Consider the following 23,672-nt stretch of genomic DNA (forward strand, 5'->3'; position numbering starts at 1 on the left):
CATCCGGTAATGACGAAGAACATACACGAGGGACGGCTGCGCAGGCGCGTGGCCGTCTTCGTCGCTCTGGCTGCGGCGGCCATTGCTCTGGATCAGGTGACCAAGGCCCTGGCCTTGGCACGGCTAGGTGATGGATCCAGGGTGGCTCTGCCAGGTCCTCTGCGGGGCTTGCGTCTGGTGCGCAACCCTGGAGCCTCCCTAGGTCTGGGGTCCGGGCGCACCTGGGTCATATCCCTGATCGCCCTGGCCGCTTGTCTGCTCCTGATTGTTCTGGCTCTGCGCACCACTTCCATGGTCTGGACCATGGCCCTGTCCTTGGCTTTCTCCGGGGCAGCAGGCAATCTGATCGACCGAGTGGCCTATGCTTCAGGCTTTCTTGACGGCGCCGTGGTCGACTTTCTGGACTACGGCTGGTCGGTGGGCAATGTGGCCGACATCTATCTGACCTTGGCCGCTGTGGTCATGGTGGCTCTCATCGCCTGCAATGTAGAGTTCAGTGATCGGTTCAGAACCCAAGGACATGGGGGAGCGGCCAAGTGACCCGGCTTCTTCCTGCGCCTGATGCTCTGGTGGGTCGGCGCTTGGACATGGCCCTGTCCAAGATGCTTGGCCTGTCCAGGGCCAAGGCCAGCGATCTGGTGGCCCAGGGCCGTGTGCGGATCATGGGCCGCAGGGTGAGCAAGGCCACCATTTTGATGCTCGGCGATCTGATAGAGCTGGATGAGCCCGAGTCGATAAAGCAGGTGGAGCCGGTGGCCGAGGATATGCCTGTGGTTTACGAGGATGAGGACGTGGTCGTCGTCGACAAGCCAGTGGGGGTGGCGGCGCATCCCTCCATAGGCTGGACCGGACCAACCGTTCTGGGCAGCCTCCTGCAGCGGGGCACTCACATCACCTCCATGGGTGCCCAGGGCCGTCAGGGCATCGTCTCCCGCCTGGACGCAGGTACCAGCGGCCTCATGCTGGTCTGCAAGTCCGATCTGGCTTACAAGGAGATGCGCCGACAGTTCGCCCGGCATGAGGTCGTGAAAATATACCACGCCCTGGTCCAGGGCAATCTTTCCGAGGACAAGGCCACCATCGAGGCCCCCATTGGCCGGGCCCGCGTCTCGGACTTCCGTTTCACGGTCACCCCTGCGGGCAAGGAGGCCATCACCCACTGGGATGTGCTGGAGCGCTTCGGCTCGGCTACTCTGGTCAGCGTCAATCTGGAGACTGGGCGTACTCATCAGATACGTGTGCACTTCTCCTCAATAGGCCATCCCCTGGTGGGCGACCATATGTATGGAGCCAACCCCGACCTGGCGGACAGACTGGGCTTGAAGCGACAGTGGCTGCATGCCATGCGTCTTGAATTCCGCCATCCCCGCACCAGGATCTGGACCAAGGTGGTTTCCTCTTACCCGCCTGATCTGCGCCGTTCCCTGCAGATCGAGCGTCAGAGCGCCTCCGGCATACGCAGCTAGCGGACTCCGGCGATTCTGCCAGGGGCCTGGGTAAATTAGAGATATGTCCTCAACTCGGTCAGACTTCGTTCACCTTCATACTCACACCCACTATTCCACCTTGGACGGGGCCAGCAGGATACCCGATCTGATTGCTGAGGTGGGACGGTTGGGGCAGTCGGCCGTGGCCATCACTGACCATGGCAACATGCACGGAGCCTACGAGCTCTGGCGGACGGCCGTGGATGCCGACATCAAGCCCATCATCGGCATTGAAGCCTATGTGACCCCAGAGACCGCCCGACAGGACAAGAGCCGGGTCCACTGGGGAACCGACGAGCAGCGTTCGGACGATGTTTCCGGAGGCGGCTTCATCACTCACATGACCCTCTGGGCCAGCGACGATACGGGCCTGGTCAACCTGATCAAGGCCTCCTCGGTGGCTAATCTGGAGGGCTTGGTCGGCAAGTGGCCCCGTATGGACAAGGACCTGCTGTCCACCTACCACAAGGGGGTCATCGCCACGACCGGCTGCCCCTCTGGCATCGTCCAGACCAGGCTGAGGCTGGGCCAGTTCGACGAAGCCCTGCGGGCTGCCGGGGAGTTCCAGGACATCTTCGGCAAGGAGAACTACTACGTGGAGCTGATGGATCACGGGCTGGAGATCGAGCATCGGGTGACCAAGGATCTGCTGGAGATCGCCCGCCGTCTGGATGCTCCCCTGGTGGCCACCAACGATTCGCACTATGTGCGCAAGGAGGATGCTTCGGCCCAGGATGCTCTGCTCTGCATCAACTCGGGATCCCGGCTGACCGATCCCGGCCGCTTCAAGTTTGACGGCAGCGGCTACTACATCCGCTCGGCCCAGGAGATGCGCGAGATCTTCAAGGAGTTTCCCCAGGCCTGCGACAATACCCTGGAGATCGCGGAACGCTGCAACGTCATGTTCGACGATCACGAGGACGGGGCCTTCATGCCCCGGTTCGACTGCCCGGAAGGCTGGGACGAGACCTCGCTCTTTCTGAAGAAGGTGGACGAGGGCCTCAAGAACCGCTACCCGGACGGGGTACCCGAGGAGGTATCCCACCAGGCCGACTACGAGTGCGGGGTCATCTGCCAGATGCAGTTCACCGGATACTTCCTGGTGGTGGCCGATTACATCAACTGGGCCAAGAACCACGGGATCATGGTGGGGCCGGGCCGTGGATCGGCGGCAGGATCCATGGTGGCCTACGCCATGGGCATCACCGAATTGGACCCGCTCAAGCACGGTCTGATCTTCGAGCGATTCCTTAACCCTGAGCGTGTCTCGCTGCCTGATATCGACGTGGACTTTGATCCTGAGGGGCGCATGAAGGTCCTGGACTATGTGGGCCGCAAGTACGGCTCCGACAAGGTGGCCCAGTGCGTGACCTACGGCACCATCAAGACCAAGCAGGCCCTGAAGGACTCGGCCAGAATCATGGATTATGAGTACTCGGTGGGCGACAAGGTCACCAAGGCCCTACCGCCTGCGGTCAACGGCAAGGACATGAGTCTCAAGGATATCTTCGATCCCCAGTCCAAGCGCTATCCGGAGGCCAAGGAGTTCCGTGACCTGTACGAGTCCAACCCGGATGTCAAGCGGATCACCGAGGAGGCCAAGGGCATCGAGGGCATCATCCGCCAGACCGGCGTGCATGCATGCGCCACCATCATGGCATCCAATCCCATCACCAATACCTCGCCGCTGATGGAGCGCACCGACGGCACGGTGACCACCACCTTCGAGTACCATACCTGTGAGACCCTTGGGCTGGTCAAGATGGACTTCCTGGGGCTGTCCAACCTGACGGTCATCAGAGACACGGTCGCCAACATCAAGCGCAACGGCAAGGAGCCCATCAGCATCGAGAAAGTTCCCCTGGATGACAAGGAAACCTACCAACTGCTTTCCCGGGGCGATACCTTGGGCGTATTCCAGCTCGATGGTGATGGTATGCGCTCCCTGCTGCGCATGCTCAAACCCGATAACTTCAACGACATCTCCGCCCTGATCGCCCTCTACCGGCCAGGGCCCATGGATATGAACTCGCACATCAACTATGCCAAGCGGAAGAACGGGCTGCAGAAGATCGAGCCCATCCACCCCGAGGTGGCCAAGCCCTTGGCGGGCGTGCTGGATGAGACCTATGGCCTGATCGTCTATCAGGAGCAGGTCCAGTCTGCAGCTCGAATTCTGGCAGGTTACTCCCTGGGCCGAGCCGATGTGCTGCGAAGGGCCATGGGCAAGAAGAAGCCTGAGGTCCTGGCCAAGGAGCAGGTCCCCTTCTTCCAAGGCATGAAGGAGCACGGCTACTCTCAGGAGGCTGCACAGGCGGTCTGGGACGTTCTGGTGCCCTTCTCCGGCTACGCCTTCAACAAGGCGCACTCTGCTGCCTACGCCTTGATCGCCTACTGGACCGCCTACCTGAAGACCCACTATCCAGTGGAGTTCATGGCCGCCCTGCTGCAGAACGAGCGGACCAACAAGGACAAGACCGCCCTCTATCTGGGCGAGGCAAGAAGGATGGGCATCCGCATCCTGGCGCCTGACATCAACGAGTCCGTGGCTGAGTACTCCGCCGTCGGCGACGTGGTCCGCTTCGGCCTAGGAGCCATTCGCAATGTGGGCGACAAGGTGGTGGCGGACATCATCAAGGAGCGCCAGGGGCCCCGGGGCAAGTTCGTCAACTTCATGGACTTCGTCAAGCGGGTGCCCATGGAGGTGCTCAACAAGAGAACCGTGGAATCCCTGATCAAGGGCGGCGCTTTTGACGGCATCGACCCCAATCGAAGGGCTCTCTTCCAAATCCATGACGAGGCCGTCGACCAGGTCATGCCCATCAAGCGCAAGCAGGCCGAAGGCCAGTTTGACCTCTTTGCTGATGCCGATGACGACGTGCCCCAGCAGGACGCCTTGGGTGATGCCCAAGTAACCGTGCCCGACATCGATGAGTGGGACAAGTCCACCAAGCTCAACTTCGAGCGGCAGATGCTGGGCCTGTACGTATCCGACCATCCGTTGAGCGGCATGACCTCGGTCCTTGCCGGCATGCGTGACATGTCCATCGCTCAGCTGCTCAACCGGTCCAACAGCATGGACGGCAAGGTGGTGACCCTGGCGGGGCTGGTCACTGCAGTGGATCGCCGGGTCTCGAAGAAGGGCAATCCGTGGGCCATCGTTACCATCGAAGACCTGGAGAGCTCCATTCAATGCATGTTCTTCGGCAAAGTCTACGAAGCACACGCCGATGACCTGATCCTGGACTCGGTCATCCGGATAAAGGGAATGGTCGAGCTGCGCGATGAGGCCACCAACATCCGCGCCAATGATATGGAGGTGCCTGTCCTTGAGTCTGCGGACGAGCGGCCCCTGACCATCACTCTGCCCAGGCAGGCCCTGGATCGGGGGCACATGGAGCGGCTGGCCCGGATACTCAAGTCCCACCCTGGCTACTGCCAGGTCCGTCTGGCCGTCCGCGACGACCGGGGCAATGTGCGTCTGCTGACGTTCGGCGACGGATTCCGTACTAGGCATGACACATCCATGGTGGCCGAAATCAAGTCGGTCTTTGGGCCCTCCTGCCTGCCGTCGGCCTAGAACGCGCCCGGAACCGTCTCACCATTTGGGATTGGGGAGAGTCGCTGGCTGTGGCGACACAAAAGTTCACTACCATCAAAGTATGTCAAAGCTCATGATGAGAACCATGGATCTGCGTGGGAAAACCATGTCCCGCGCCCAACTCCTCGCCGCCATGCCCCGAGCCGATATGGGCACGCGGGAGGCCAGCGCCCAGGTGCAGCCCATACTGGACCAGGTGCGCGAGCATGGGGCTGCGGCCCTGCGCGACCTGGAGGAGAGGTTCGACCATGTGCGTCCTCATGATTTGAGGGTTCCGGCATCGGCCATGCAGGAGGCCCTTGAGCAGCTGGATCCCAGGGTCAGGGCAGCAATAGAGGAATCCGTTGCCCGCGTTCGCAAGGTCTGCACCACCCAGGTGCCCAAACCCTTGGCTACCGATCTAGCCTCTGGCGCCCGGGTCAGCGAAAGGTGGATCCCGGTCGAACGGGTTGGTCTGTACGTGCCCGGAGGCAAGGCCCTGTATCCCTCCTCAGTCATTATGAATGCTGTGCCAGCCCAGGTGGCCGGTGTCGATTCTCTGGCTGTAGCCACCCCGCCCGTCTCTGATGACCCCCGCGGTCTGCCAGCGGCAATCATCCTGGCCACTTGCGCCATCCTGGGAGTGGACGAGGTCTATGCCGTGGGCGGCGCGCAGGCCGTGGCCATGTTCGCGTACGGGGCCAGGGGATCCGAGCCGCAGGACGGAGAGATTCTCTGTGATCCGGTCGATAAGATCACCGGCCCGGGCAACATCTTTGTGGCAACAGCCAAGCGGATGGTCTCCGGCATGGTGGGCATCGACGCTGTGGCCGGACCGACGGAAATCGCCGTTCTTGCCGACGGGCAGGCCAACCCAGACTGGGTTGCGGCAGACCTGATCGGTCAGGCTGAGCATGACGAGCTGGCCGGTTCGGTGTTGATCACTGACAGCCAGAAACTGGCTCAGGGTGTGCAGGAGGCTCTGGAACGCAGGGTGCCTCGAACTGAGCATGCCGACCGGGTGCGCACCTCCCTAGGCGGCAACCAGTCAGGAATCATCCTGACCGACGGGATCGACCAGTCCATCGACGTGGCCAATGCCTATGCCGCCGAGCATCTGGAGGTTCAGACAGCTGATCCTGATGCCGTCATCGACAGAATTCGGAATGCCGGCGCTATCTTCCGCGGCCCATACTCTCCTGTGCCCCTGGGCGACTATATGTCCGGGTCCAATCACGTTCTGCCCACTGGCGGCACGGCCCGATTCGACGTAGCCTTGGGCGTCCACACCTTCATGAAGCCTGTGGAAGTCATTGAGTACGACCAAGAGGGACTCAAGCCCATTGCAGCCAAGATCAATGATTTCGCCGTATCCGAGGACCTGCCCGCCCATGGCGAATGCATCCTGAGCCGGTTCCTGGACGACCCCTACGACAAGGCCGACCTGGAGGCCAACGAAGAGAAGGCTGGTCTGCGGTGAGTGCCATACCTGCCGATCTTCCTCTCCGTACGGATCTGGCGGGGGAGGAGCCCTACGGCGCTCCCCAGCTGGACGTTCCAGTCTGCCTGAACGTCAACGAGAACCCCTACCCCCTGGACCAGGAGGTGGTCGAGGCCATCTGCCAGCGCGTGCGCCAGATGGCGCCCGGCCTCAACCGTTATCCGGACAGGGAGCATGTGGATCTGCGGCGGGCCCTAGCCGGCTATCTCAAGAAGGAATCAGGGGTCTCGCTTGAGCCTGAGCAGATCTGGGCAGCCAACGGTTCCAATGAGATCATGCTCCAGCTCTTCCAGGCCTTCGGAGGGCCGGGCAGGACCGCAATGGGCTGCGACCCGACCTATTCCATGTACCCCGAGTACGCCAGAGACACCTTCACTGACTGGAAGCTGGTTCACCGACTGCCTGATTTTAGCTTGGATATGGATACGACCATCGAGCGCATCAAGGCTTTGGGGCCAGCCATGGTTCTGGTGACCAGCCCCAACAATCCTACAGGGACGCCTTTGCCCATGGATCAGCTGACCCGGCTCCTGGAGGTCTGCTCTACGGTCCCGGTATCGGGCGCGGATCCGTTCGCCCGGCCCATCGTGGTCGTGGATGAGGCCTACATCGAGTTCCGTGACCCGGGCACGCCCTCAGCGGTCAGTCTGGTCGGGCAGTACGATCACCTGGCGGTCAGCCGGACCATGTCCAAAGCCTTCGCCTTCGCCGGAGCCAGGGTGGGCTACCTGGCTGCATCCAGGGGGATAGTCGACGCGGTCCGCATCGTTCGGATGCCCTATCATCTGAGTGCCCTGACCCAGGCTGCGGCCCTGGCTGCCCTGGAGCATACGGACCTCCAGCTGGCTCGGGTGGATCAGCTTCGCCAGACCCGTCGAAAGACCGCTGAGTGGCTGGCTGGGCAGAAGTTTCATGATCAGCCGCTGACCGTAGTCCCTTCGGCCTCCAACTTCATTCTCTTTGGCACTTTTCCTGACCGCGATGCCGTCTTCGAGTCCATGAAGGACGAAGGCGTGCTGATCCGGGCCGTGGGTCCTCAGGGCTACCTGAGGGTCTGCATGGGCACGGACGCAGAGATGGATCAATTCCGCCGAACCCTGGTCGATGTCCTCAAGCGATTCTAAAAGGATGCGGACCAGCGGCCCGGCTATGCTGGTGGTCTAGACGCCGTGCAGAAGATACAGTGCGGGCCGACGCGATGGCTTTCTGGCCCGTGGCGCAAGTGGAGTGTGCGGCAGAAAGCGGAGGAGCAGCAATGGCAGGCAGAACAGCCACCATCACCCGCCAGACCAGTGAATCCAAGGTGAGCCTGAGTCTGGACCTGGATGGCACAGGAGTGACCGATATCGACACTTCGGTTCCTTTTTATGACCATATGATGACGGCCCTGGGCAGGCATTCCTTGATTGACCTGACCATTAAGGCCAGCGGTGACACCCAGATCGACGTGCATCACACTGTCGAGGACGTGGCCATCGTCTTTGGCGAGGCCTTGGCCCTGGCCTTGGGGGACAAGCGAGGCATCAAGCGCTTTGCTGATGCCACCGTGCCCTTGGACGAGGCTTTGGCGCGAGCCGTGGTCGACATTTCCGGCAGGCCATATGCGGTTTGCACCGGCGAACCGGAAGGGTTCGAGTACGCCATGATCGGTGGGCATTTCACTGGCTCCCTGGTCAGGCATGTCATGGAGTCCATCGCTCTGCATGCCGACATCTGCCTGCATCTGACCCTCTTGTCGGGAAGGGATCCGCACCATATCGCCGAGGCTGAGTTCAAGGCCCTGGCCAGGGCTCTGCGTTTCGCTGTGGAGCCTGATCCCAGGGTGAAGGGCATCCCCAGTACCAAGGGGTCGCTATGAGCGCCGATGAGCACGAGGACAGGGACAGCAAGGATCAGGACCTGCCGGATTCCGGTCATCATCTGAGCGAGGAAGAGGTCGAGCGGGCCCTGGCCAGCTTTGAGGCCGAGTTCAATGAGAACCAGGACCAAGTGGATCATCCTGCCAGGAGCGATTCCAGTGTGGATCCTGCCGGAAGCTCCGGATCAGCCGTGGATAACGAGACCGGGCTCAATTCAGGGTCCGCTGACGAATCCTCGGCGAAACCGGATGAGGCCCATGGAGTTGCCGCTGATTTCGATCAGGAGCTTGAAGGTCTGATCGGCAACCGTGCCAAGGCCGCCGTCATGGTGACCCGCCTGGCTTCTGCAGAGCTTCTCGCAGCCTTCTGCCAGATATCCGATATCTCTGCCTGGTGCGTCCAAGCCCGCGAAGGCGCCGTGGCCGTCCTGAGGAATCTGGACGGTGGCGGACCAGAGGCGGCCATCCGCGATCTGACCACAGTCGTATCCGGGCTCAGCGCCATCCTGGCGGTCAACCGGGCCGACAAGCTCGAAGCGACCCTCTGGATCAGCGGACAATCAGGGCAGACGCTTGCGCCGCCCATTCTCTTTGCCGCCACCGCCGACTTTGTGGAGGATCTGATGATCGGGACCACCACGGTGGACAGGCTGCGCCAGGATGGGGCCACCATCTTCGATTCAGGAGAGTACGACCGCGAGAAGGCTATGGGCATCATAGCCTCGCACACCAGGTTCGGGGCCGGAGGATCGACTCGAAAGGGTCGCGTGGAGTAAATGTTCAGGTAAAAGGTTTGGCTAGGAGGAACATGACCAGGATACAGGTGTTTGACTATGGATTCGGCAATGTCAGATCCATGGTGCATGCCCTCTCCCAGCTTGGGGTTGATGCGCGAATCAGCGCTGATCCGGACCTGGCCATGAAGGCCGATGGCCTGGTCATTCCCGGCGTGGGTGCCTACGGGGCCTGTATGGCGGGGCTGCGCGCTGTCGGTGGCGATCGGATCATTCTGAATCGCCTGGCCCAGGGTCTGCCGGTTCTGGGGGTCTGCATAGGCCTCCAGGTCATGTTCCAGTTCGGGGACGAGGACGGTCGCAGCGAGCCCGGTCTGGGCCTGATCCCCGGTCGGGTGACCAAGCTTGACGCCGACGTGGTGCCCCATATGGGCTGGGACCATGTCCAGGCGCCTCAGGAAACACGACTTTTAGCGGGGGTCCAGGATCAGCGTTTCTACTTCGTCCACTCCTATGCCGCCATGGCGGCGCAGGGGGAAGACTACGCCAGCGGGTCGCAGATCGATCCATCCTTGCGTGTATCGGCAGTGGATCGAAAGGGCGAAATCCGGCCAAGGTCAGTCCAGCTAGAGTCTGACAAGACCTCACAAGGCGCATCTTTCAGTAAGCCGCTGGTTACCTGGGCCGACTATGGACGAAGCAGATTCGTGGCTGCCTATGAATGCGGTCCCTTGAGCGCCACCCAGTTTCATCCTGAAAAATCCGGGCAGGCCGGTGCACGGCTGCTGACCAATTGGGTGCGAACCCTTCCCGGATCTTCCATGCTTCCGTCCGAGAAAGGTGAATGAGATGCTGACGCTCCTACCTGCTGTCGATGTTCGTGACGGAAAGGCGGTCCGCCTCAGGCAGGGGGTATCCGGATCCGAAAAAGTCTACGGGGAGCCTGCCGACGCTGCCAAGACCTGGGTCGATCAGGGTGCCGAGTGGCTCCACCTGGTCGACCTGGATGCGGCCTTCGGCACCGGAGACAACCGTGACAAGCTGGCCGCTCTGGTCAACGAGCTGGGCGATCGCGTCAAGGTCGAGCTCAGCGGCGGCATCCGCGACGATGCCAGTCTGGAGACAGCCCTGGATGCCGGTGCCACACGGGTCAATATCGGCACTGCAGCATTGGAAGATCCGGAATGGACCGGTCGGATCCTGAGCCGCTACGGTCAGAAGGTCTGCGTGGGGCTGGACGTGCGCGGACACACCCTGGCCGCCCGGGGCTGGACCAGACAGGGCGGGGATCTTTTCGAGGCCATGAAGCGACTGGACAGGGATGGGTGCAGCCGCTACGTGGTTACCGACGTGAGCCGCGACGGGATGATGACAGGCCCCAATCTGGACCTGCTGGGCCAGGTGGCTGACCGGACCCCAGCCAAGGTGACCGCCTCGGGCGGCATATCCAGCCTGGATGACCTCAGCAGGATCATGAACCTGGCCGATCGGGGCGTGGACAGCGCTATTCTGGGCAAGTCCCTCTATGAGGGCGCCTTCACCCTGGAGCAGGCGCTGGACCTGGTCTCGGGTCATTGTTAACGCTATAAGCAAGTCTGCGAAATATAGGAATGGGAGCATGAGCTCTATGGATAAGCAAGAGGAGTTCGCGCTGCGCACTGTCGAGGAGCGCGATGTCCGGTTCATTCGTCTTTGGTTTACCGACGTCTTAGGCACGCTGAAGTCAGTGGCCATAGCGCCCACCGAGCTGGAGGTGGCCTTCGAGGAGGGGCTGGGCTTTGACGGCTCAGCCATCGAGGGCATGACCAGGGTTTCCGAGGACGATATGATCGTAAAACCCGATCCGTCCACCTTCCAGATACTTCCTTGGAGAGGCGGACCGCAGGGCACGGCGCGAATCTTCTGCGACGTGCTCACCCCGGATGGCGAGCCCAGCAGCGGTGACCCACGGCACGTGCTCAAGCGGGCGCTGGCCAAGGCCAAGGAGAAGGGCTTCATCTTCTACACTCACCCGGAGATCGAGTTCTATCTGTTCGAGAACCAGGAGGACTGGTCCCAGACCCCGACCCCCATCGATGAGGGCGGCTACTTCGATCATGTGCCCCGTAGCCCGGGGATGGACTTCCGCCGGGCCTGCGTCAACATGCTGGAGCAGATGGGCATTTCGGTGGAGTACTCCCACCACGAGGCCGGACCAGGACAGAACGAGATCGACCTGCGCTATGCCGACGCCCTGACCACGTCCGACAACATCATGACCTTCCGGACCGTGGTCAAGGAGATCTCCCTGGAGCGGGGGATCTATGCCAGCTTCATGCCAAAGCCCTTCACTGACCAGCCCGGATCGGGCATGCATACCCATCTGAGCCTGTTCGAAGGGGACGCCAATGCCTTCTACGAGGTGGGTCAGGAGTTCAACATGTCCCAGACGGCCAGGCAGTTCGCCGCAGGCATCCTGGCCCATGCGGCCGAGATCTGCGCGGTGACCGACCAGTACGTCAACTCCTACAAGCGTCTCTGGGGCGGAGCCGAGGCGCCCAGCTACGTCTGCTGGGGGCATAACAACCGATCCGCTCTCCTGCGCATCCCTCAGTACAAGCCCGGCAAGGGCAACTCGGCCAGGATGGAGTTCCGCGGGCTGGATCCGGGGGCCAATCCCTACCTGGCCTACTCGGTGCTGCTGGCTGCCGGGCTGGACGGGATCGAGCAGAAGATGACCCTGGGCGAGCCCACCAGCGACGATGTCTGGGAGCTGACCGACGCCGAGCGGCAGGCCATGGGCATCGAGCCTTTGCCCGACAGCCTGGACGCGGCGCTCAGGGTCATGGAGAAGTCGGACTTCGTGGCCCAGGTGCTGGGCGAGCAGACCTTCGAGTACTTCCTGCGCAACAAGCACCGGGAGTGGGCCGGATACAGCCGGCAGGTCACCCCCTATGAGCTGGCCTACTACCTGCCCAGGCTTTGAACCCGGGACCTACTGGTCCGATCGGCCGAACCAGCTGTTGTAGATCATGACGAAGTTGCGGTTGCCATAGCTTGAGCAGTGATTGCCCTCGCCGCCGCCTGCCCGCAGCGCTGCTTCGTTGGGCTGATAGGGCGTATAGATGTAGAGCAGGGCAGTGGCATCGTTCTCGATATAGACCTGACCGCTGCCGCAGGAGGCATCGGGGCTGAAGCGCACATCGTTCAGGGCCCTGGTCTTGTAGGGATACTGGTCCCGATGGGCCTGGTAGTAGCGGAATCGGTGGGCGGCCCCGTAGACCTGGTTGAAGAATCCGGCGTAACGGGTGTCGCATTCTGCATCATCAGGGCAGGAAAGGCCCATGGCTGACTGGAGCTGGACCTGTGTGGCGGGCTGGTCGGTGGCTACCAGGTGCTGTTCCTTTTGCAGCATGGTCAAGAGGACCTTTTGACTGATCCCACAGGCACGAGCAGCTCCGTCGATGATCTGGGCCGCGCTCTGTCCCTTGCCGCCCTTGTATGCATCGCATAGACCGTCACCGGGACGGTCGGGGACATCCATGTGCAGGCTGCGCAGGCAGGTGGACCCGTTGCATGCGGCTCCCTTCTGATCCAAGAAGGCCTGGACATCGTCTGTGTTCATATCGACGATGTCATGAAAGCGATGGTCCGTGATGATTCTGCCTGGGTTGAAGACGTACTCCTGGGACAGCTGCTCCTGGTGGCTGACGACGCGATTGACCATCAACCGGTAGGAGACGAAGCGGACTGCCAGGATGCACAGGGCGACCACCAAGACCGCGGCCATCAGGGCGGCCCCTAGGGTTTGCGCGCGGCTGAGGGTCATTCTTCTGCCCTTAGCGCCGCTCCTGCGTGTTCGCCTCCATGGTTTTGTGCTCATGGCTTCTCTTCCAGCGCCTTTCTGATTCGCTGCAGACTGACAGGGATGGCCGTTCCCAGCTCCTGAGCCCAAATGGAGACGAAGTACTCCTCCATCATCCAGCGTCCCCTTCGCGCGCGGTCCATGGCATCATCTCGTCCTGGCCCGGCGGGGAGAGCCTGGGCCGTCTTGACCGCTTGGTCCACCAGATCCTGAGCGGTCTGCGCCTGCCATGCCCATCGTACGTCGCGGTCCTTGTCCCTGCGGGCCTTGTCCAGACGCATCAGGTCGGCTTTCAAATACGTGCACAGGCGAGGGAGAGCATAGGGCGGATCAGCACCGATGAAGCCCTTGGCCATCAGCCCTGCCAAATGCTGGCGTATCCATTGCAGGACCGAGAGCAGAGGGAGATCAGCCGGTCCTGATACGGCCTTGTCCACCTTGGCGTAGGTCTCCAGAATGGCGACTACATCCTTGGCCACCTGGTAGACGGTGTCCTCGTAGACCTGACTGACGCTGGCTACGGCCTCCTGCAGGGTTCGGTCGTCGGTAACGGCCTCGGTATGCGGAATAAGGCGCTTTACAGTAGCCAGCTGCAGGTCCTCGGCCAGGGCGGAGGTATCCGGGTAAGGGGCAGAGGCCAGCATCAGGGTCTCTCTGCTCAGCCAGCGGGAGGATATCCGCTGGGCGGGCAGGCGGAGCTTGTCCAGTGCGGCCTTCCAGATCAGCTCCTCCCGTGGCCTGGTCGTGGCACCGGACTGGTGGAGCAGATCGACGCTTTTGACCACCTGGCCCTGACGGGCGGCCTTGGTGGCCTGGGAATCCACCCGGGACCGGGCCGACTGTCGGGCCTGTCCCGCCAAGTCGCGTTGCAGATCGGTCAAGGACTTGGACCGGCCCAGGATCTTGAGGTGGCCTCGGTCCTTGCGGCCGGAACCATGGCCGTGGCGCCGATCCTCCTCCACCTGGAAGGTTGGTCGCAGGTAGTCAGGCAGTCTTTCCAGCCTGGCCTGGGTGAAGACCTCCGGATGCAGCTGGGCTCCGAGAGTATCAATGGCCGCGGCAGTGAAGGCCTGCTCGAAGTCCGGCCAGCCCTCGGCGGGGATGGTGCCTGCATCATTCTCATCTTCTTCGGCAGGCTGTTCCGCCGATCCGTAGGTGGCCCGTGCTGCCGAAGCGGGATCGGCGCCGGGCAGCAGGGGATAGTGACCGTCTATCCAGGCGCGGATGGTTCGGGCGGCATCAGGGGCGGGGACGAACTGTACTCGCAGGGCCTTGGGAAGGGACTTGATGGTGGCTGTGATCAAATCGTCCAAAAGGCCGGGCACAGTCCAGCTGAACTGTCCGGGCGTCAGCTGATTCAGGCAGTGCAGGGGGATATGGATCGTGATGCCGTCGTCCGGCTCTCCTGGCTGGTAGCGGTAGGTCAGGGGCAGATCCATGGGCAGGCCGTCGGTGCCTAGGGTGTGCCAGTGGTCGGGGTAGTCTCCAGGTCGGTAGGAGGCGGACTGGTCGTTCAGACGCTCCACCTTGTCAGGATCGAAGTCCAGTAGATGTGGATCTGCATCGTGGTGCTTCCGCCACCAAGAGCCCAGTGCGGCCAGGGAGGTGGCCTCCTGGGGAATTCGCTCCTGGTAGAAATCATAGAGGTCCTCCTCAGTGACGGTGCCGGTCACCTGGCGGGTCCTGCTGGTCCGCTCGCCCGCTTCGCTGAGCACCTGCCGGTTCGCCTGGATGAAGTCGTCATGCGGGAAGCGCTCGCGCACATCGCCCTGGACCAGACCTTGGCGTATCAGCATGTCCCGGGCCTGGCCGGGGTTGATGCGAGCCCACTGGACGGTCCTGTCGCGCACGATGGGCAGACCGTAGAGCAGGACCTTGGAAGTTGCCACTGCGGCACCACGGGAGGCCGACCAGTGGGGCTCGGCATAGGTGGTCCTGGTCAGGGATTTGGCCAGAGGTTCGGCCCAGGCCGGATCGATGGCCGCGCAGCAGCGAGCCCAGAGCCGGGAGGTCTCCACCAGCTCGGCGGCCATGATCCAGGGCGGATTGGCCTTGGAGAGGGCAGAGCCGGGGAAGATGGCGAAGTGCGTGCCGCGTGCCCCCTGGTAGTCGTTCTTGGCCTGCCGACGCGCTCGCTTCATGGCTTTGGCCCGTGCCGAGCCGTGCAGACCGGCGAAATCTGAGGCCTTGGGTTCGTGGACCACCTGCATGCCCAGGCTGGAGAGCAGGCCGGCCAGCATGGATCGGTGGATGCCTTGATCATCCCAGGAGCAGACCAGAGCATGTGCCGCCTGTTGCCCAATAGGTAGGGCCAGCAGGGCCTGATCCGGTGCCTTGACGGGGACCGGGGAGCCTACCTTCATATGCAGTCCCCGGCACATTTGTGTCAGCTGCCGGTAGAGGTCATGCCACTGTCGCATGCGCAGGAAGGCCATGTATTCCTGCTTGCAGGCCTTGCGCAGGGCTCCGTTGGAGGGCTCCTTGTCCTGCGGGAAGAAGCGGTTCCAGATGTTCAGGGCCGTCAGGAAGTCGCTGGAGGGGTCCTCGTAGCGGGCATGGATCCTGTCGGCCTCCTCGCGCTTTTCCTCCGGGCGTTCCCGCGGGTCCTGCAGGGAGAGGAAGGCCACGACAACCAGAACGGCAGCCAGGGTGTCCGGGGTGGCATCCTGCCCGGCCTGCAGGATCATTCTGCCCAGACGGATGTCGATGGGGATCCTGGCCAGCTGCCTTCCCAGGCTGGTCAACCGAATGAGACCCTGCCGGCGGGAGATGGCCTGCAGCTCGGTCAGCTCCCGCAGACCGTCGCTGACCGCACGGGTATCGGGCGGATCAATGAAGCCGAAGTCAGTGACGTCCTCGGCTGTATGGGCCACGCCCACCGAGAGCATGTGCAGGATGACCGACCCCAGGGAGGTGCGCAGGATCTCCGGATCAGTGAATTTGGGACGGGTATCATAGTCATCCTTGGCATACAGACGGATGGCGATGCCGTCGGCCACGCGCCCGCAGCGACCTGCCCGCTGATCGGCCGAGGCCTGGGAGATTGGTTCGATGGGCAGGCGCTGGACCTTGGCCGATTTGGAATAGCGGCTGATCCTGGCCATTCCCGGGTCCACCACGTATCGGATGCCCGGCACTGTAAGAGAGGTTTCGGCCACGTTGGTGGCGATGACGATGCGCTGATGGCCATGTCGTTCGAAGACCCGGTGCTGCTCCTTGGCGGACAGGCGGGCGAAGAGCGGGATGATCTCCAAGGCATCAGGGCGGCGCATATCGGAGGTTCGCGGGCCGAAGTGTCGCCGCAGGGCGGTCTCGTACTCGCGGATGTCGCGCTCTCCAGCGGCAAAGACCAGGATGTCCCTGGGGCCGTCCACGTGGGAGGAATGGATGACCAGCTCGGCGCAGGCACGGGCCACTGCCTTGGGCAGGTCCGGCTCCTCCCTGTCCTGGCCATTCTCATCGGAGTCAAATCCGGGGACATGCCGCATTAGTGCCGGCGCCGATCCGGCGGGCTCGTAGAGGGTCTGGACCGGATAAGTGCGGCCGGAGACTTCCAGTACGGGCACCTGGGTGTGCAGGGCCTTGGCGAAGTGTTCGCGGAACTTGACCGAATCGATGGTGGCCGAGGTGATGATCAGCTTCAGATCCGGCCGTTTGGGCAGCAAGGCGGTCAGATACCCCAGCAGAAAGTCGATGTTCAGGCTGCGCTCGTGGGCCTCGTCGATGATGATGGTGTCGTAGGCCCGCAGCTGGGGATCACCCTGGATCTGCGCCAGGAGAATGCCGTCGGTGACCACTCGCAGGCGGGTGCTTCGGCTGGACTTGTCGGTGAAGCGGACCTGGTAGCCGATCTGGTCGCCCAGCCTGGTGCCCGTCTCCGAGGCGATGCGTTCGGCTACTGTTCTGGCGGCGATCCTCCTGGGCTGGGTGTGCACGATCTGGCGGCCGTGGTCGCCGCGGCCCATCTGAAGAAGAATCTTGGGGATCTGGGTGGTCTTGCCAGATCCGGTCTGTCCTGAGACGATGACCACCTGGGAGGACTGCACGGCATGGACAATATCCTCCTTGGCCGCGCTGATGGGCAGTTCGGCGGGATACTCGAACTTCATGCCCGGCCTACCTCGATGATCCGGTAGCCCTTGGCCGAGGCATACTTCTCGGCCGTCCAGCCGGAGTCCAGGGCATCAGCCAGCCAGGGAATCAGGGAGTCGGCGCCCAGATTGCGCTGGACCACCAGATAGGCGCGGCCCTGCTGCTTCAGCCTGGGCAGGTAGGTCATCAACAGGTCGTGCAGGGCCGCCTTGCCCACTCGGATGGGCGGATTGGACCATATCAGGTCGAAGCGCAGATCGTCCGGCACCTGTTCCGGAGTCAGGGCGTGCACTCCATGAAGGTCTTGGGATCGGGCGTTGCGGGCGGTCAGATCCAGGGCCCGCAGGTTGGTGTCAACGGCATAGACGTTGGCCTTTGGCGACTGCATGGCCATGCTTAGGGCGATGGGTCCCCATCCGCAGCCGAGGTCCAGAAAATCGCCCTCGGACGGAGGCTGAGGGACGCGTTTGAGCAGGACCGAAGTGCCCAGATCAAGCCTCCCCGCCGAGAAGACCCCGTGGGAAACCTCCACCTGGCAGGTATGACCGGCCAGCTCCACCTGGATGGTCCGCCTTTGATCGGGGGAGGCTGGACGGGCTACGAAATACTGTTCGCCTCCGTACGTCCCGGTCTTGGAGGATTGCCCCCGACTGCTGCCATGGTCCCTTTGTGTCATGTCCATCCCGTCCGTCTTTGAAGCCTGCCCGTCCCTTGGGCGCCCACTGATGTCTGCTAAGAAGATGATAATAAAGACTGTGTCATGATTCCGCCTATACCGGATTCGTTCCCTAGTTCGTAGAACCAGTGCAGAGGTGCCTTTGACCCAAGAAAAACCGACCCAAGAGCATGGCTCAGCCGCCTTTGATGCCCGCCAGGACCCGCTTTCCTCCGAGTCCGAGGTGTTGACCGGCAGTAAAGGGCAGGTCGGGCAGGACCAGGATCAGGAGTGGCAGGAGCGCAGCCGGCGCAATGCCTTCCGTCATGTCGAGGGGCTGGGCGAGCTCCAGGACGTGACCGAGGTGGAGTACCGCAAGGTCCGTCTGGAACGGGTGGTCCTGGTTGGCGTCTGGTCGGGTTCGCGGACCACGGTAGGGCAGGCCGAGGAGTCTCTGCGCGAGCTGGCCGCACTGGCACGGACCGCTGGGGCCGAGGTGCTTGACGGATTGCTCCAGCAGCGAGTCAAGCCGGATCCGGCCACCTATCTGGGTTCAGGCAAGGCGCGTGAGCTGGCAGATATCGTGGCACGGCTGGGTGCCGACACCATCATCACCGATGACGACCTTCATCCCTCCCAGCGACGGGCCCTGGAGGATGTCACCAAGGTCAAGGTGGTCGACAGGACGGCACTGATTCTGGACATCTTCGCCCAGCATGCGACCAGCCGTGAGGGCAAGGCCCAGGTGGAGCTGGCTCAGTTGGAGTACATGCTGCCCAGGCTGCGTGGCTGGGGTGGATCTCTCTCCCGCCAGGCCGGGGGGCAGGCTGCCGGACAGGCTGGCGGCATAGGCTCCCGTGGCCCGGGGGAGACCAAAATCGAGACCGATCGGCGCGTCATTCGACGGCGTATTTCCCGGTTGAAGCGTCAGATCGCTCAGATGGCCCCCTCTCGCCAGGTCAAGCGTGGATCGCGTCGGCGCTATCAGCTGCCGTCTGTTGCCGTAGTGGGGTACACCAACGCTGGCAAGTCCTCGCTGACCAACCGGCTGACAGGGGCCGAGGAGCTCGTGGAGAACGCCCTCTTCGCCACTCTGGACACGGCTGTAAGGCGCACCAAGGCGGCAGATGGCCGACTCTACGTCTACGTGGACACGGTCGGATTCGTCCGCCGACTGCCCACCCAGCTGGTCGAGGCCTTCAAATCCACCCTGGAAGAGGTAGGGCAGTCCGACCTAATCCTTCATGTGGTGGATGGCTCCCACCCCGATCCCTTCGGTCAGATCAGAGCTGTGGATGCTGTGCTGGCAGACATCCCCGGCGCGGAGTCCATTCCCCGTCTGCTGGTTTTCAATAAGGTGGATCTGATAGACCAGGATGCCAGGCTGCGGCTTGCCAACCTTGAGCCCGAGGCCTTCCTGGTTTCGGCCAGGCAGGGTCATGGTCTGGAGTCTCTGCGCAGGCGAGTGGAAGAGCTGCTGCCAGCCCCCGCCGTGCATGTCCAGGCCATCCTGCCCTACACCAGCGGCTCCCTGCTGGAGCAGGTGCGGAAGTTGGGACGGGTGGAATCATTGGAATACCGAGCCGACGGGGTTGCGCTGAGCGCTGATGTGGACGACCGGCTGGCGGCCGCTGTGCTTGACCAGGCCGTTGACCAGAAGACTTCGCAGGCTCCGGGTCGTGACACGCCAACAGCTAGGCTGAGCTCCTGAGAACAGGTGCGCCTCAGGTCATCTATGCTGGGTAGACTACCTATGTTGTCAGCGGCAAACCCGTTTCCAGGGTTCCGATAAGAGAGGTCCATAAAACTATGGCGGAATCACCAATCAAGCCAACCAAGCTAGCGATCGTAGGAGCCGGAGCCGTGGGGTCGACCCTGGCCTTTTCGGCGGCCCAGCGCGGTGTGGCTCGGGAGATCGTCCTTGAGGACATCAACGCCCAGCGTGTTGAGGCCGAGGTCCGCGACATGCAACACGGATCCAGCTTCTATCCCACAGTCACCATCGACGGTTCGGATGATCCGCAGATCTGCGCCGATGCCGACATGGTGGTCATTACTGCTGGGGCTAGGCAGAAGCCGGGGCAGACTCGACTCGATCTGGCCGGTGCCACCATCAACATGATGAAGTCCATCATCCCTCAGATGGTGCAGGTGGCTCCCAACGCCATCTTCCTGCTGATCACCAACCCCGTCGACATCGTTACCAGGGTATCGCTGGAACTGTCCGGACTGCCGGTCAACCAGATGTTCGGTTCTGGAACCAACTTGGATTCCGCCCGCCTGCGCTACCTGATCGGACAGCAGACCGGAGTCAACGTCAAGAACGTTCATGCCTACATCGCCGGCGAGCATGGCGACTCCGAAGTCCCGCTTTGGAGCTCGGCCACCATCGGCGGAGTGCCCATGTGCGACTGGATGGAGCTTCCCGGCCACGAGCCTCTGGACGCAGCAAAGCGCGAGGAGATACATCAAGAGGTGAAGAACGCCGCCTATCAGATCATCGAGGGCAAGGGGGCGACAAACTTCGCCATCGCCATGTCCGGCGTGGATATCATCGAGTCCATCCTCAACGGCACCGACCGGATCCTGCCAGTCAGCTCCCTGCTGGAGGATTTTCATGGGATCTCTGACGTGTGCATGTCGGTGCCCAGCGTGCTCAACCGCGACGGCGTCAACACCCACATCAACACACCACTGAGTGATGGCGAGCTGGCAGCCCTGAAGCGTTCCGCCGAGACCCTCAAGGAGACGGTCAGCAAGTTCGGTTTCTGAGCATTTCGCAGAAGACCCTTGCCTTCTGGACCCCTGGTGGCATACCTTGGTTACTGATGAATCGGGGTATGCATGAGTAGTCATGAAGGTAGCATCCAGGGTGGGGGATCCGCCCATCGTCGACAGTTGCTGACGACCTTGGCTCTGACGGGATCGGTCTTCGTGGCTGAGGTCGTCGGCGCCTTGGTCACCCGCAGCCTGGCCTTGCTGGTCGACGCCGGACACATGATGACCGACATGGCTGTGCTTATCGCCTCCACGGTCACTGCTGTGTTGATGGAGCGTCGTCCCACGGATCGTCGCACCTGGGGCTGGTCCCGTCTGGAGGTCATCACGGCGGCTGGCGGTGCTCTGGTTTTGCTGGCTGTAGGTATTTACGCCATTGTGGAGGCAGTTTTGCGGCTCTGGTCGCCCGGGCGCGACCAGGTTCATCAGCAGGGATTGCTGCTCTTCTTTGGCATCTTGGGTCTAGCCGCTAATGTGGGGTCCATCCTGGTTCTGGCATCAGGGCATAAGGACAATTTGAACATGCGTGCCGCTTTTCTCGAAGTGGTCAACGACGCATTAGGCTCAGTGGCTGTCTTGATATCAGCTGTGGTAATGATGATCACCGGTTGGTCCGGGTTCGACGCCGTGGCGGGAGGACTGATCGCTCTCCTGATGATTCCTCGTGCGATTAAATTGCTGTCCAGCAGCGTCTCCGTGCTTCTTGAGGAGACTCCAGCGGAGCTTGATATGGCCAAGGTCAGGAAGCACCTGGAGGGTGTGCCTGGCGTGCTTGAGGTTCATGATCTGCATGCCAATAGTGTTTCCACCGGCCTGCCGCAGCTGACGGCGCATGTGATTGTGCGACAAGGCACGTCGGCTGTCGAGAACGAGCGTATTCTGACCAGCATGCAGCGTTGTCTGCGTGATCATTTTCCGGTCTCAGTCGAGCATACGACCTTTCAGATAGAACCGCAGGGACACCGAGACAGCAGCGGCGAGCATCTGGACATCTAGCTCTCGCTGCGCTCTTTCAAAAAGGCGCTTCGCTAAACTCATCCACCAGGATTTGGTCCACGAAAGAATGCAAGTATCTGCGGTATGAATACAAGGCTGCAGGCATCAGATCTTTCGCAGGACGGTGACCACCTTGCCCATGATTGCGGCATGGGTGCCGTCAATGGGGGAGTAGGACGGGTTGTGGGGGATCAGCCAAACATGTCCGTCCTCGCGGCGGAAGGTCTTCACCGTAGCCCCATCGTCCAGCAAAGCTGCGACGATATCTCCGTTCTCAGCTTCCTGCTGGCGGCGGACCACCACAAAGTCTCCGTCGCAGATGGCGGCATCGACCATGGAATCACCATGGACCTCAAGCATGAAGAGTTCGCCGGAGCCGGTCAGTCGTTCGGGCAGACGCATGACATCGTCCACATGCTGCTCGGCTAGGATAGGCTGGCCGGCTGCGATTCTGCCGACTAGAGGCACATCGCGCGACTGCATGATGGCCTCGTCGGTCTGCGTATCAGGGAAAGGCATGATCCTGGCGGTTCCTGCTGCCGGTTCAGGCTGATCCTGGACCAGCTCTATGGCGCGTCCCTTATTGGCAGTCAGACGGATGTAGCCCAGATCCTGCAACACCTGAAGCTGGTGCTTGACGGAAGAAGTGCTGCGCAATCCCGCATCTCTGCCGATCTCTCTGTAGGAGGGCAGGAATCCACGCTCTGACAAGTGACGCTTGATGGCTTCCAAGACCTTGGCCTGGCGATCGGTCAGCTTGGGTCTAGACCCCTGGCTCAGACTCTTGGTGCCGCTCGCGTTTTCTCCCACGCCGCTCTTAGTTGAGGTCTCAGCGGTTTCCTGTGAGGTGGCGTTACCAGAAGTGGACTGCCTGACGGAGCTCATAGACGTGGACCCGACAAAGGGGATGGTGCTCACAATGGGCTCCTTTCCTTGAAAACTGAACCAAGTCTAACCCGACTAAAGCAGAAAATCAAACAAATGTTCGAATCGGCCTTGCCAAATGAGGATTGAGGTGCCAGAATAAGAACATCTGTTCGATAGAACAAATGTTCGAAAGGGGTGTGCCGTGGTTGTTCATACTTGTGCTAGTTCCCACATGTCTACGCTGTCGAACCTGTCCTCGGCCTGCAAAGCTTATGCTGGTTCTGCATTTTCGTCTGTCATGCTTCATCTCCGTAAAGCCGTCAAAGCCTGTGTATCCGAGCAGGGTTTTGTGGGTGTCATCGTGCGCAGATTCGGGGCTTTTTTGGTTGCCGGGGCACTGATCCTGGCTGGAATCGGATGGATGGCGCGACCGGCCACCTCCGCTCCCGGGCCGCAGGAGGTCGTCACCAGAACAGTTCGACCGGGCGATAATGTCTGGTCCTATGCGACCTCGATCACGCCTAAGGGCGAGGATGTCACTAAGAACGTTGACCGCATCATGCAGATAAACAATATGTCCTCACCCAATCTGCGCGTGGGCGATCGGATTCTGATTCCAAGTGAGGATTGAGGCGGCGATTTTCGATTCAGGGCGTCTGCGACGGGGTTTTGATAATTTGTAGCTAGGAAAAAGCTGCTTGCTGAATTCGAGGAGTTTGTTCAGGTTTATAAGCTCATAGGCCCGGTATACGTGGGTCTTGCGGCCTTTGGCGTTAAGATGTTGCCTATGCACTGTCCTTTCTGCCAGAATCCCGATACCAAGGTTGTGGATACGCGAATCAGCGACGACGGCCATGCCATTAGACGCCGTCGTGAGTGTCCGCAATGCTCGCGTCGGTTCACTACGGTGGAGACCTCGATCCTCCTGGTCATGAAACGTTCAGGCAATGCCGAGCCCTTCAACCGCGACAAGGTCATCTCTGGCGTTAGGAAGGCCTGTCAAGGCAGGCCCATCGATGAGAACGACCTGAAGCTCCTAGGCCAGCAGGTCGAAGAGGATCTGCGTTCGCGTGGCCTGGCCCAGGTCGATTCGGAAGAGGTCGGCAGGGCCATCCTGAAGCCCCTTAGAGAGCTGGATGAGGTGGCCTATCTGCGCTTTGCTTCGGTCTACCGCAACTTCAGCAACCTAGAGGACTTCCAGCAGGCCATCGATACTTTGCGGGCCGAGGACCAGTCAGCTGAAAGCCAGTCTGCTGCTGCACAGTCCTGAAGTGAGTAAT

Annotated in this window: 19 protein-coding genes; 15 read left to right on the top strand and 4 right to left on the bottom strand. The window is 61.6% G+C overall.

The window, feature by feature from the left end:
- The first annotated feature begins 9 nt into the window (after positions 1-9).
- From DKK75_RS02265 to glnA, 10 genes are all read left to right on the top strand, one after another.
- Positions 10-540 carry a signal peptidase II gene (locus DKK75_RS02265; protein ID WP_110451857.1) on the top strand — a complete coding sequence of 177 codons (531 nt, stop codon included), beginning with the start codon at positions 10-12 and terminating at the stop codon, positions 538-540.
- On the top strand, positions 537-1,466 hold the full coding sequence (locus DKK75_RS02270) for an RluA family pseudouridine synthase (RefSeq protein ID WP_110451858.1): 930 nt from the start codon (positions 537-539) through the stop codon (positions 1,464-1,466). Before DKK75_RS02265 ends, DKK75_RS02270 begins: the two co-directional genes overlap by 4 nt.
- A gap of 43 nt (positions 1,467-1,509) precedes the next feature.
- Complete coding sequence (gene dnaE, locus DKK75_RS02275; protein ID WP_110451859.1) at positions 1,510-5,067, top strand: DNA polymerase III subunit alpha; 3,558 nt, start codon at positions 1,510-1,512, stop codon at positions 5,065-5,067.
- A gap of 82 nt (positions 5,068-5,149) precedes the next feature.
- Positions 5,150-6,547, top strand: a complete 1,398-nt coding sequence (gene hisD / locus DKK75_RS02280; RefSeq protein WP_110451860.1) for a histidinol dehydrogenase — start codon at positions 5,150-5,152, stop codon at positions 6,545-6,547.
- Positions 6,544-7,692 (top strand): histidinol-phosphate transaminase, encoded by a 1,149-nt coding sequence (locus DKK75_RS02285; protein ID WP_110451861.1) that lies wholly within the window; start codon positions 6,544-6,546, stop codon positions 7,690-7,692. Before hisD ends, DKK75_RS02285 begins: the two co-directional genes overlap by 4 nt.
- Positions 7,693-7,823: 131 nt before the next feature.
- Positions 7,824-8,426 (top strand): imidazoleglycerol-phosphate dehydratase HisB, encoded by a 603-nt coding sequence (hisB, locus tag DKK75_RS02290; RefSeq protein WP_110451862.1) that lies wholly within the window; start codon positions 7,824-7,826, stop codon positions 8,424-8,426.
- Positions 8,423-9,202 carry a hypothetical protein gene (locus DKK75_RS02295; RefSeq protein ID WP_110451863.1) on the top strand — a complete coding sequence of 260 codons (780 nt, stop codon included), beginning with the start codon at positions 8,423-8,425 and terminating at the stop codon, positions 9,200-9,202. The genes hisB and DKK75_RS02295 overlap by 4 nt, the downstream gene beginning before the upstream one ends.
- A gap of 32 nt (positions 9,203-9,234) precedes the next feature.
- A complete protein-coding gene (gene hisH, locus DKK75_RS02300; protein WP_110451864.1) occupies positions 9,235-10,008 on the top strand; it encodes an imidazole glycerol phosphate synthase subunit HisH in 774 nt (257 codons plus the stop codon).
- A gap of 1 nt (position 10,009) precedes the next feature.
- Entirely contained in the window at positions 10,010-10,741 is a 732-nt protein-coding gene (gene priA / locus DKK75_RS02305) for a bifunctional 1-(5-phosphoribosyl)-5-((5-phosphoribosylamino)methylideneamino)imidazole-4-carboxamide isomerase/phosphoribosylanthranilate isomerase PriA (protein WP_110451865.1), read from the top strand.
- A 46-nt stretch (positions 10,742-10,787) separates the two neighbouring features.
- Entirely contained in the window at positions 10,788-12,125 is a 1,338-nt protein-coding gene (gene glnA / locus DKK75_RS02310; protein WP_110451866.1) for a type I glutamate--ammonia ligase, read from the top strand.
- A 9-nt stretch (positions 12,126-12,134) separates the two neighbouring features.
- On the opposite strand, the gene DKK75_RS02315 is transcribed toward glnA, so the two are convergent.
- Genes DKK75_RS02315 through DKK75_RS02325 form a run of 3 tightly spaced genes read right to left on the bottom strand, consistent with a single transcriptional unit; the run spans position 12,135 to position 17,772 of the window.
- Positions 12,135-13,022, bottom strand: coding sequence for a hemagglutinin (locus tag DKK75_RS02315; protein WP_181414422.1), 888 nt, complete (start codon positions 13,020-13,022; stop codon positions 12,135-12,137).
- Positions 13,019-17,113 carry an ATP-dependent RNA helicase HrpA gene (gene hrpA, locus DKK75_RS02320; protein WP_110451868.1) on the bottom strand — a complete coding sequence of 1,365 codons (4,095 nt, stop codon included), beginning with the start codon at positions 17,111-17,113 and terminating at the stop codon, positions 13,019-13,021. The genes DKK75_RS02315 and hrpA overlap by 4 nt, the downstream gene beginning before the upstream one ends.
- Positions 17,110-17,772, bottom strand: coding sequence for a class I SAM-dependent methyltransferase (locus tag DKK75_RS02325; RefSeq protein WP_110452269.1), 663 nt, complete (start codon positions 17,770-17,772; stop codon positions 17,110-17,112). The genes hrpA and DKK75_RS02325 overlap by 4 nt, the downstream gene beginning before the upstream one ends.
- Positions 17,773-17,995: 223 nt before the next feature.
- Between DKK75_RS02325 and hflX the strand changes: the two genes are divergently transcribed.
- The 3 genes from hflX to DKK75_RS02340 all read left to right on the top strand — a co-directional run bounded on the left by hflX (position 17,996) and on the right by DKK75_RS02340 (position 21,525).
- The gene (gene hflX / locus DKK75_RS02330; protein WP_110452270.1) at positions 17,996-19,462 is read left to right on the top strand and encodes a GTPase HflX; all 1,467 of its coding nucleotides are present in this window, start codon (positions 17,996-17,998) and stop codon (positions 19,460-19,462) included.
- Positions 19,463-19,560: 98 nt separating this feature from the next.
- On the top strand, positions 19,561-20,523 hold the full coding sequence (locus DKK75_RS02335; RefSeq protein ID WP_110451869.1) for an L-lactate dehydrogenase: 963 nt from the start codon (positions 19,561-19,563) through the stop codon (positions 20,521-20,523).
- 72 nt (positions 20,524-20,595) lie between these two features.
- Entirely contained in the window at positions 20,596-21,525 is a 930-nt protein-coding gene (locus DKK75_RS02340; RefSeq protein ID WP_110451870.1) for a cation diffusion facilitator family transporter, read from the top strand.
- Positions 21,526-21,630: 105 nt separating this feature from the next.
- Here the strand turns inward: DKK75_RS02340 and lexA are convergent, their stop codons facing one another.
- A complete protein-coding gene (lexA, locus tag DKK75_RS02345; RefSeq protein WP_258333122.1) occupies positions 21,631-22,443 on the bottom strand; it encodes a transcriptional repressor LexA in 813 nt (270 codons plus the stop codon).
- 298 nt (positions 22,444-22,741) lie between these two features.
- Between lexA and DKK75_RS02350 the strand changes: the two genes are divergently transcribed.
- Positions 22,742-23,023 (top strand): LysM peptidoglycan-binding domain-containing protein, encoded by a 282-nt coding sequence (locus DKK75_RS02350; RefSeq protein WP_219997307.1) that lies wholly within the window; start codon positions 22,742-22,744, stop codon positions 23,021-23,023.
- Between the two features lie 156 nt (positions 23,024-23,179).
- Entirely contained in the window at positions 23,180-23,662 is a 483-nt protein-coding gene (gene nrdR, locus DKK75_RS02355) for a transcriptional regulator NrdR (RefSeq protein WP_110451872.1), read from the top strand.
- Positions 23,663-23,672: the final 10 nt, after the last annotated feature.

The sequence above is a fragment of the Bifidobacterium asteroides genome, from assembly GCF_003202695.1.
GTDB lineage: Bacteria > Actinomycetota > Actinomycetes > Actinomycetales > Bifidobacteriaceae > Bombiscardovia > Bombiscardovia asteroides_G.

Coding starts and splice junctions, on each gene's coding strand:
- DKK75_RS02265 (WP_110451857.1), top strand. CDS start 10: ATGACGAAGAACATACACGAGGGACGGCTGCGCAGGCGCGTGGCCGTC.
- dnaE (WP_110451859.1), top strand. CDS start 1,510: ATGTCCTCAACTCGGTCAGACTTCGTTCACCTTCATACTCACACCCAC.
- hisD (WP_110451860.1), top strand. CDS start 5,150: ATGTCAAAGCTCATGATGAGAACCATGGATCTGCGTGGGAAAACCATG.
- hisB (WP_110451862.1), top strand. CDS start 7,824: ATGGCAGGCAGAACAGCCACCATCACCCGCCAGACCAGTGAATCCAAG.
- DKK75_RS02295 (WP_110451863.1), top strand. CDS start 8,423: ATGAGCGCCGATGAGCACGAGGACAGGGACAGCAAGGATCAGGACCTG.
- hisH (WP_110451864.1), top strand. CDS start 9,235: ATGACCAGGATACAGGTGTTTGACTATGGATTCGGCAATGTCAGATCC.
- priA (WP_110451865.1), top strand. CDS start 10,010: ATGCTGACGCTCCTACCTGCTGTCGATGTTCGTGACGGAAAGGCGGTC.
- glnA (WP_110451866.1), top strand. CDS start 10,788: ATGGATAAGCAAGAGGAGTTCGCGCTGCGCACTGTCGAGGAGCGCGAT.
- DKK75_RS02315 (WP_181414422.1), bottom strand. CDS start 13,022: ATGAGCACAAAACCATGGAGGCGAACACGCAGGAGCGGCGCTAAGGGC.
- hrpA (WP_110451868.1), bottom strand. CDS start 17,113: ATGAAGTTCGAGTATCCCGCCGAACTGCCCATCAGCGCGGCCAAGGAG.
- DKK75_RS02325 (WP_110452269.1), bottom strand. CDS start 17,772: ATGACACAAAGGGACCATGGCAGCAGTCGGGGGCAATCCTCCAAGACC.
- DKK75_RS02335 (WP_110451869.1), top strand. CDS start 19,561: ATGGCGGAATCACCAATCAAGCCAACCAAGCTAGCGATCGTAGGAGCC.
- DKK75_RS02340 (WP_110451870.1), top strand. CDS start 20,596: ATGAGTAGTCATGAAGGTAGCATCCAGGGTGGGGGATCCGCCCATCGT.
- nrdR (WP_110451872.1), top strand. CDS start 23,180: ATGCACTGTCCTTTCTGCCAGAATCCCGATACCAAGGTTGTGGATACG.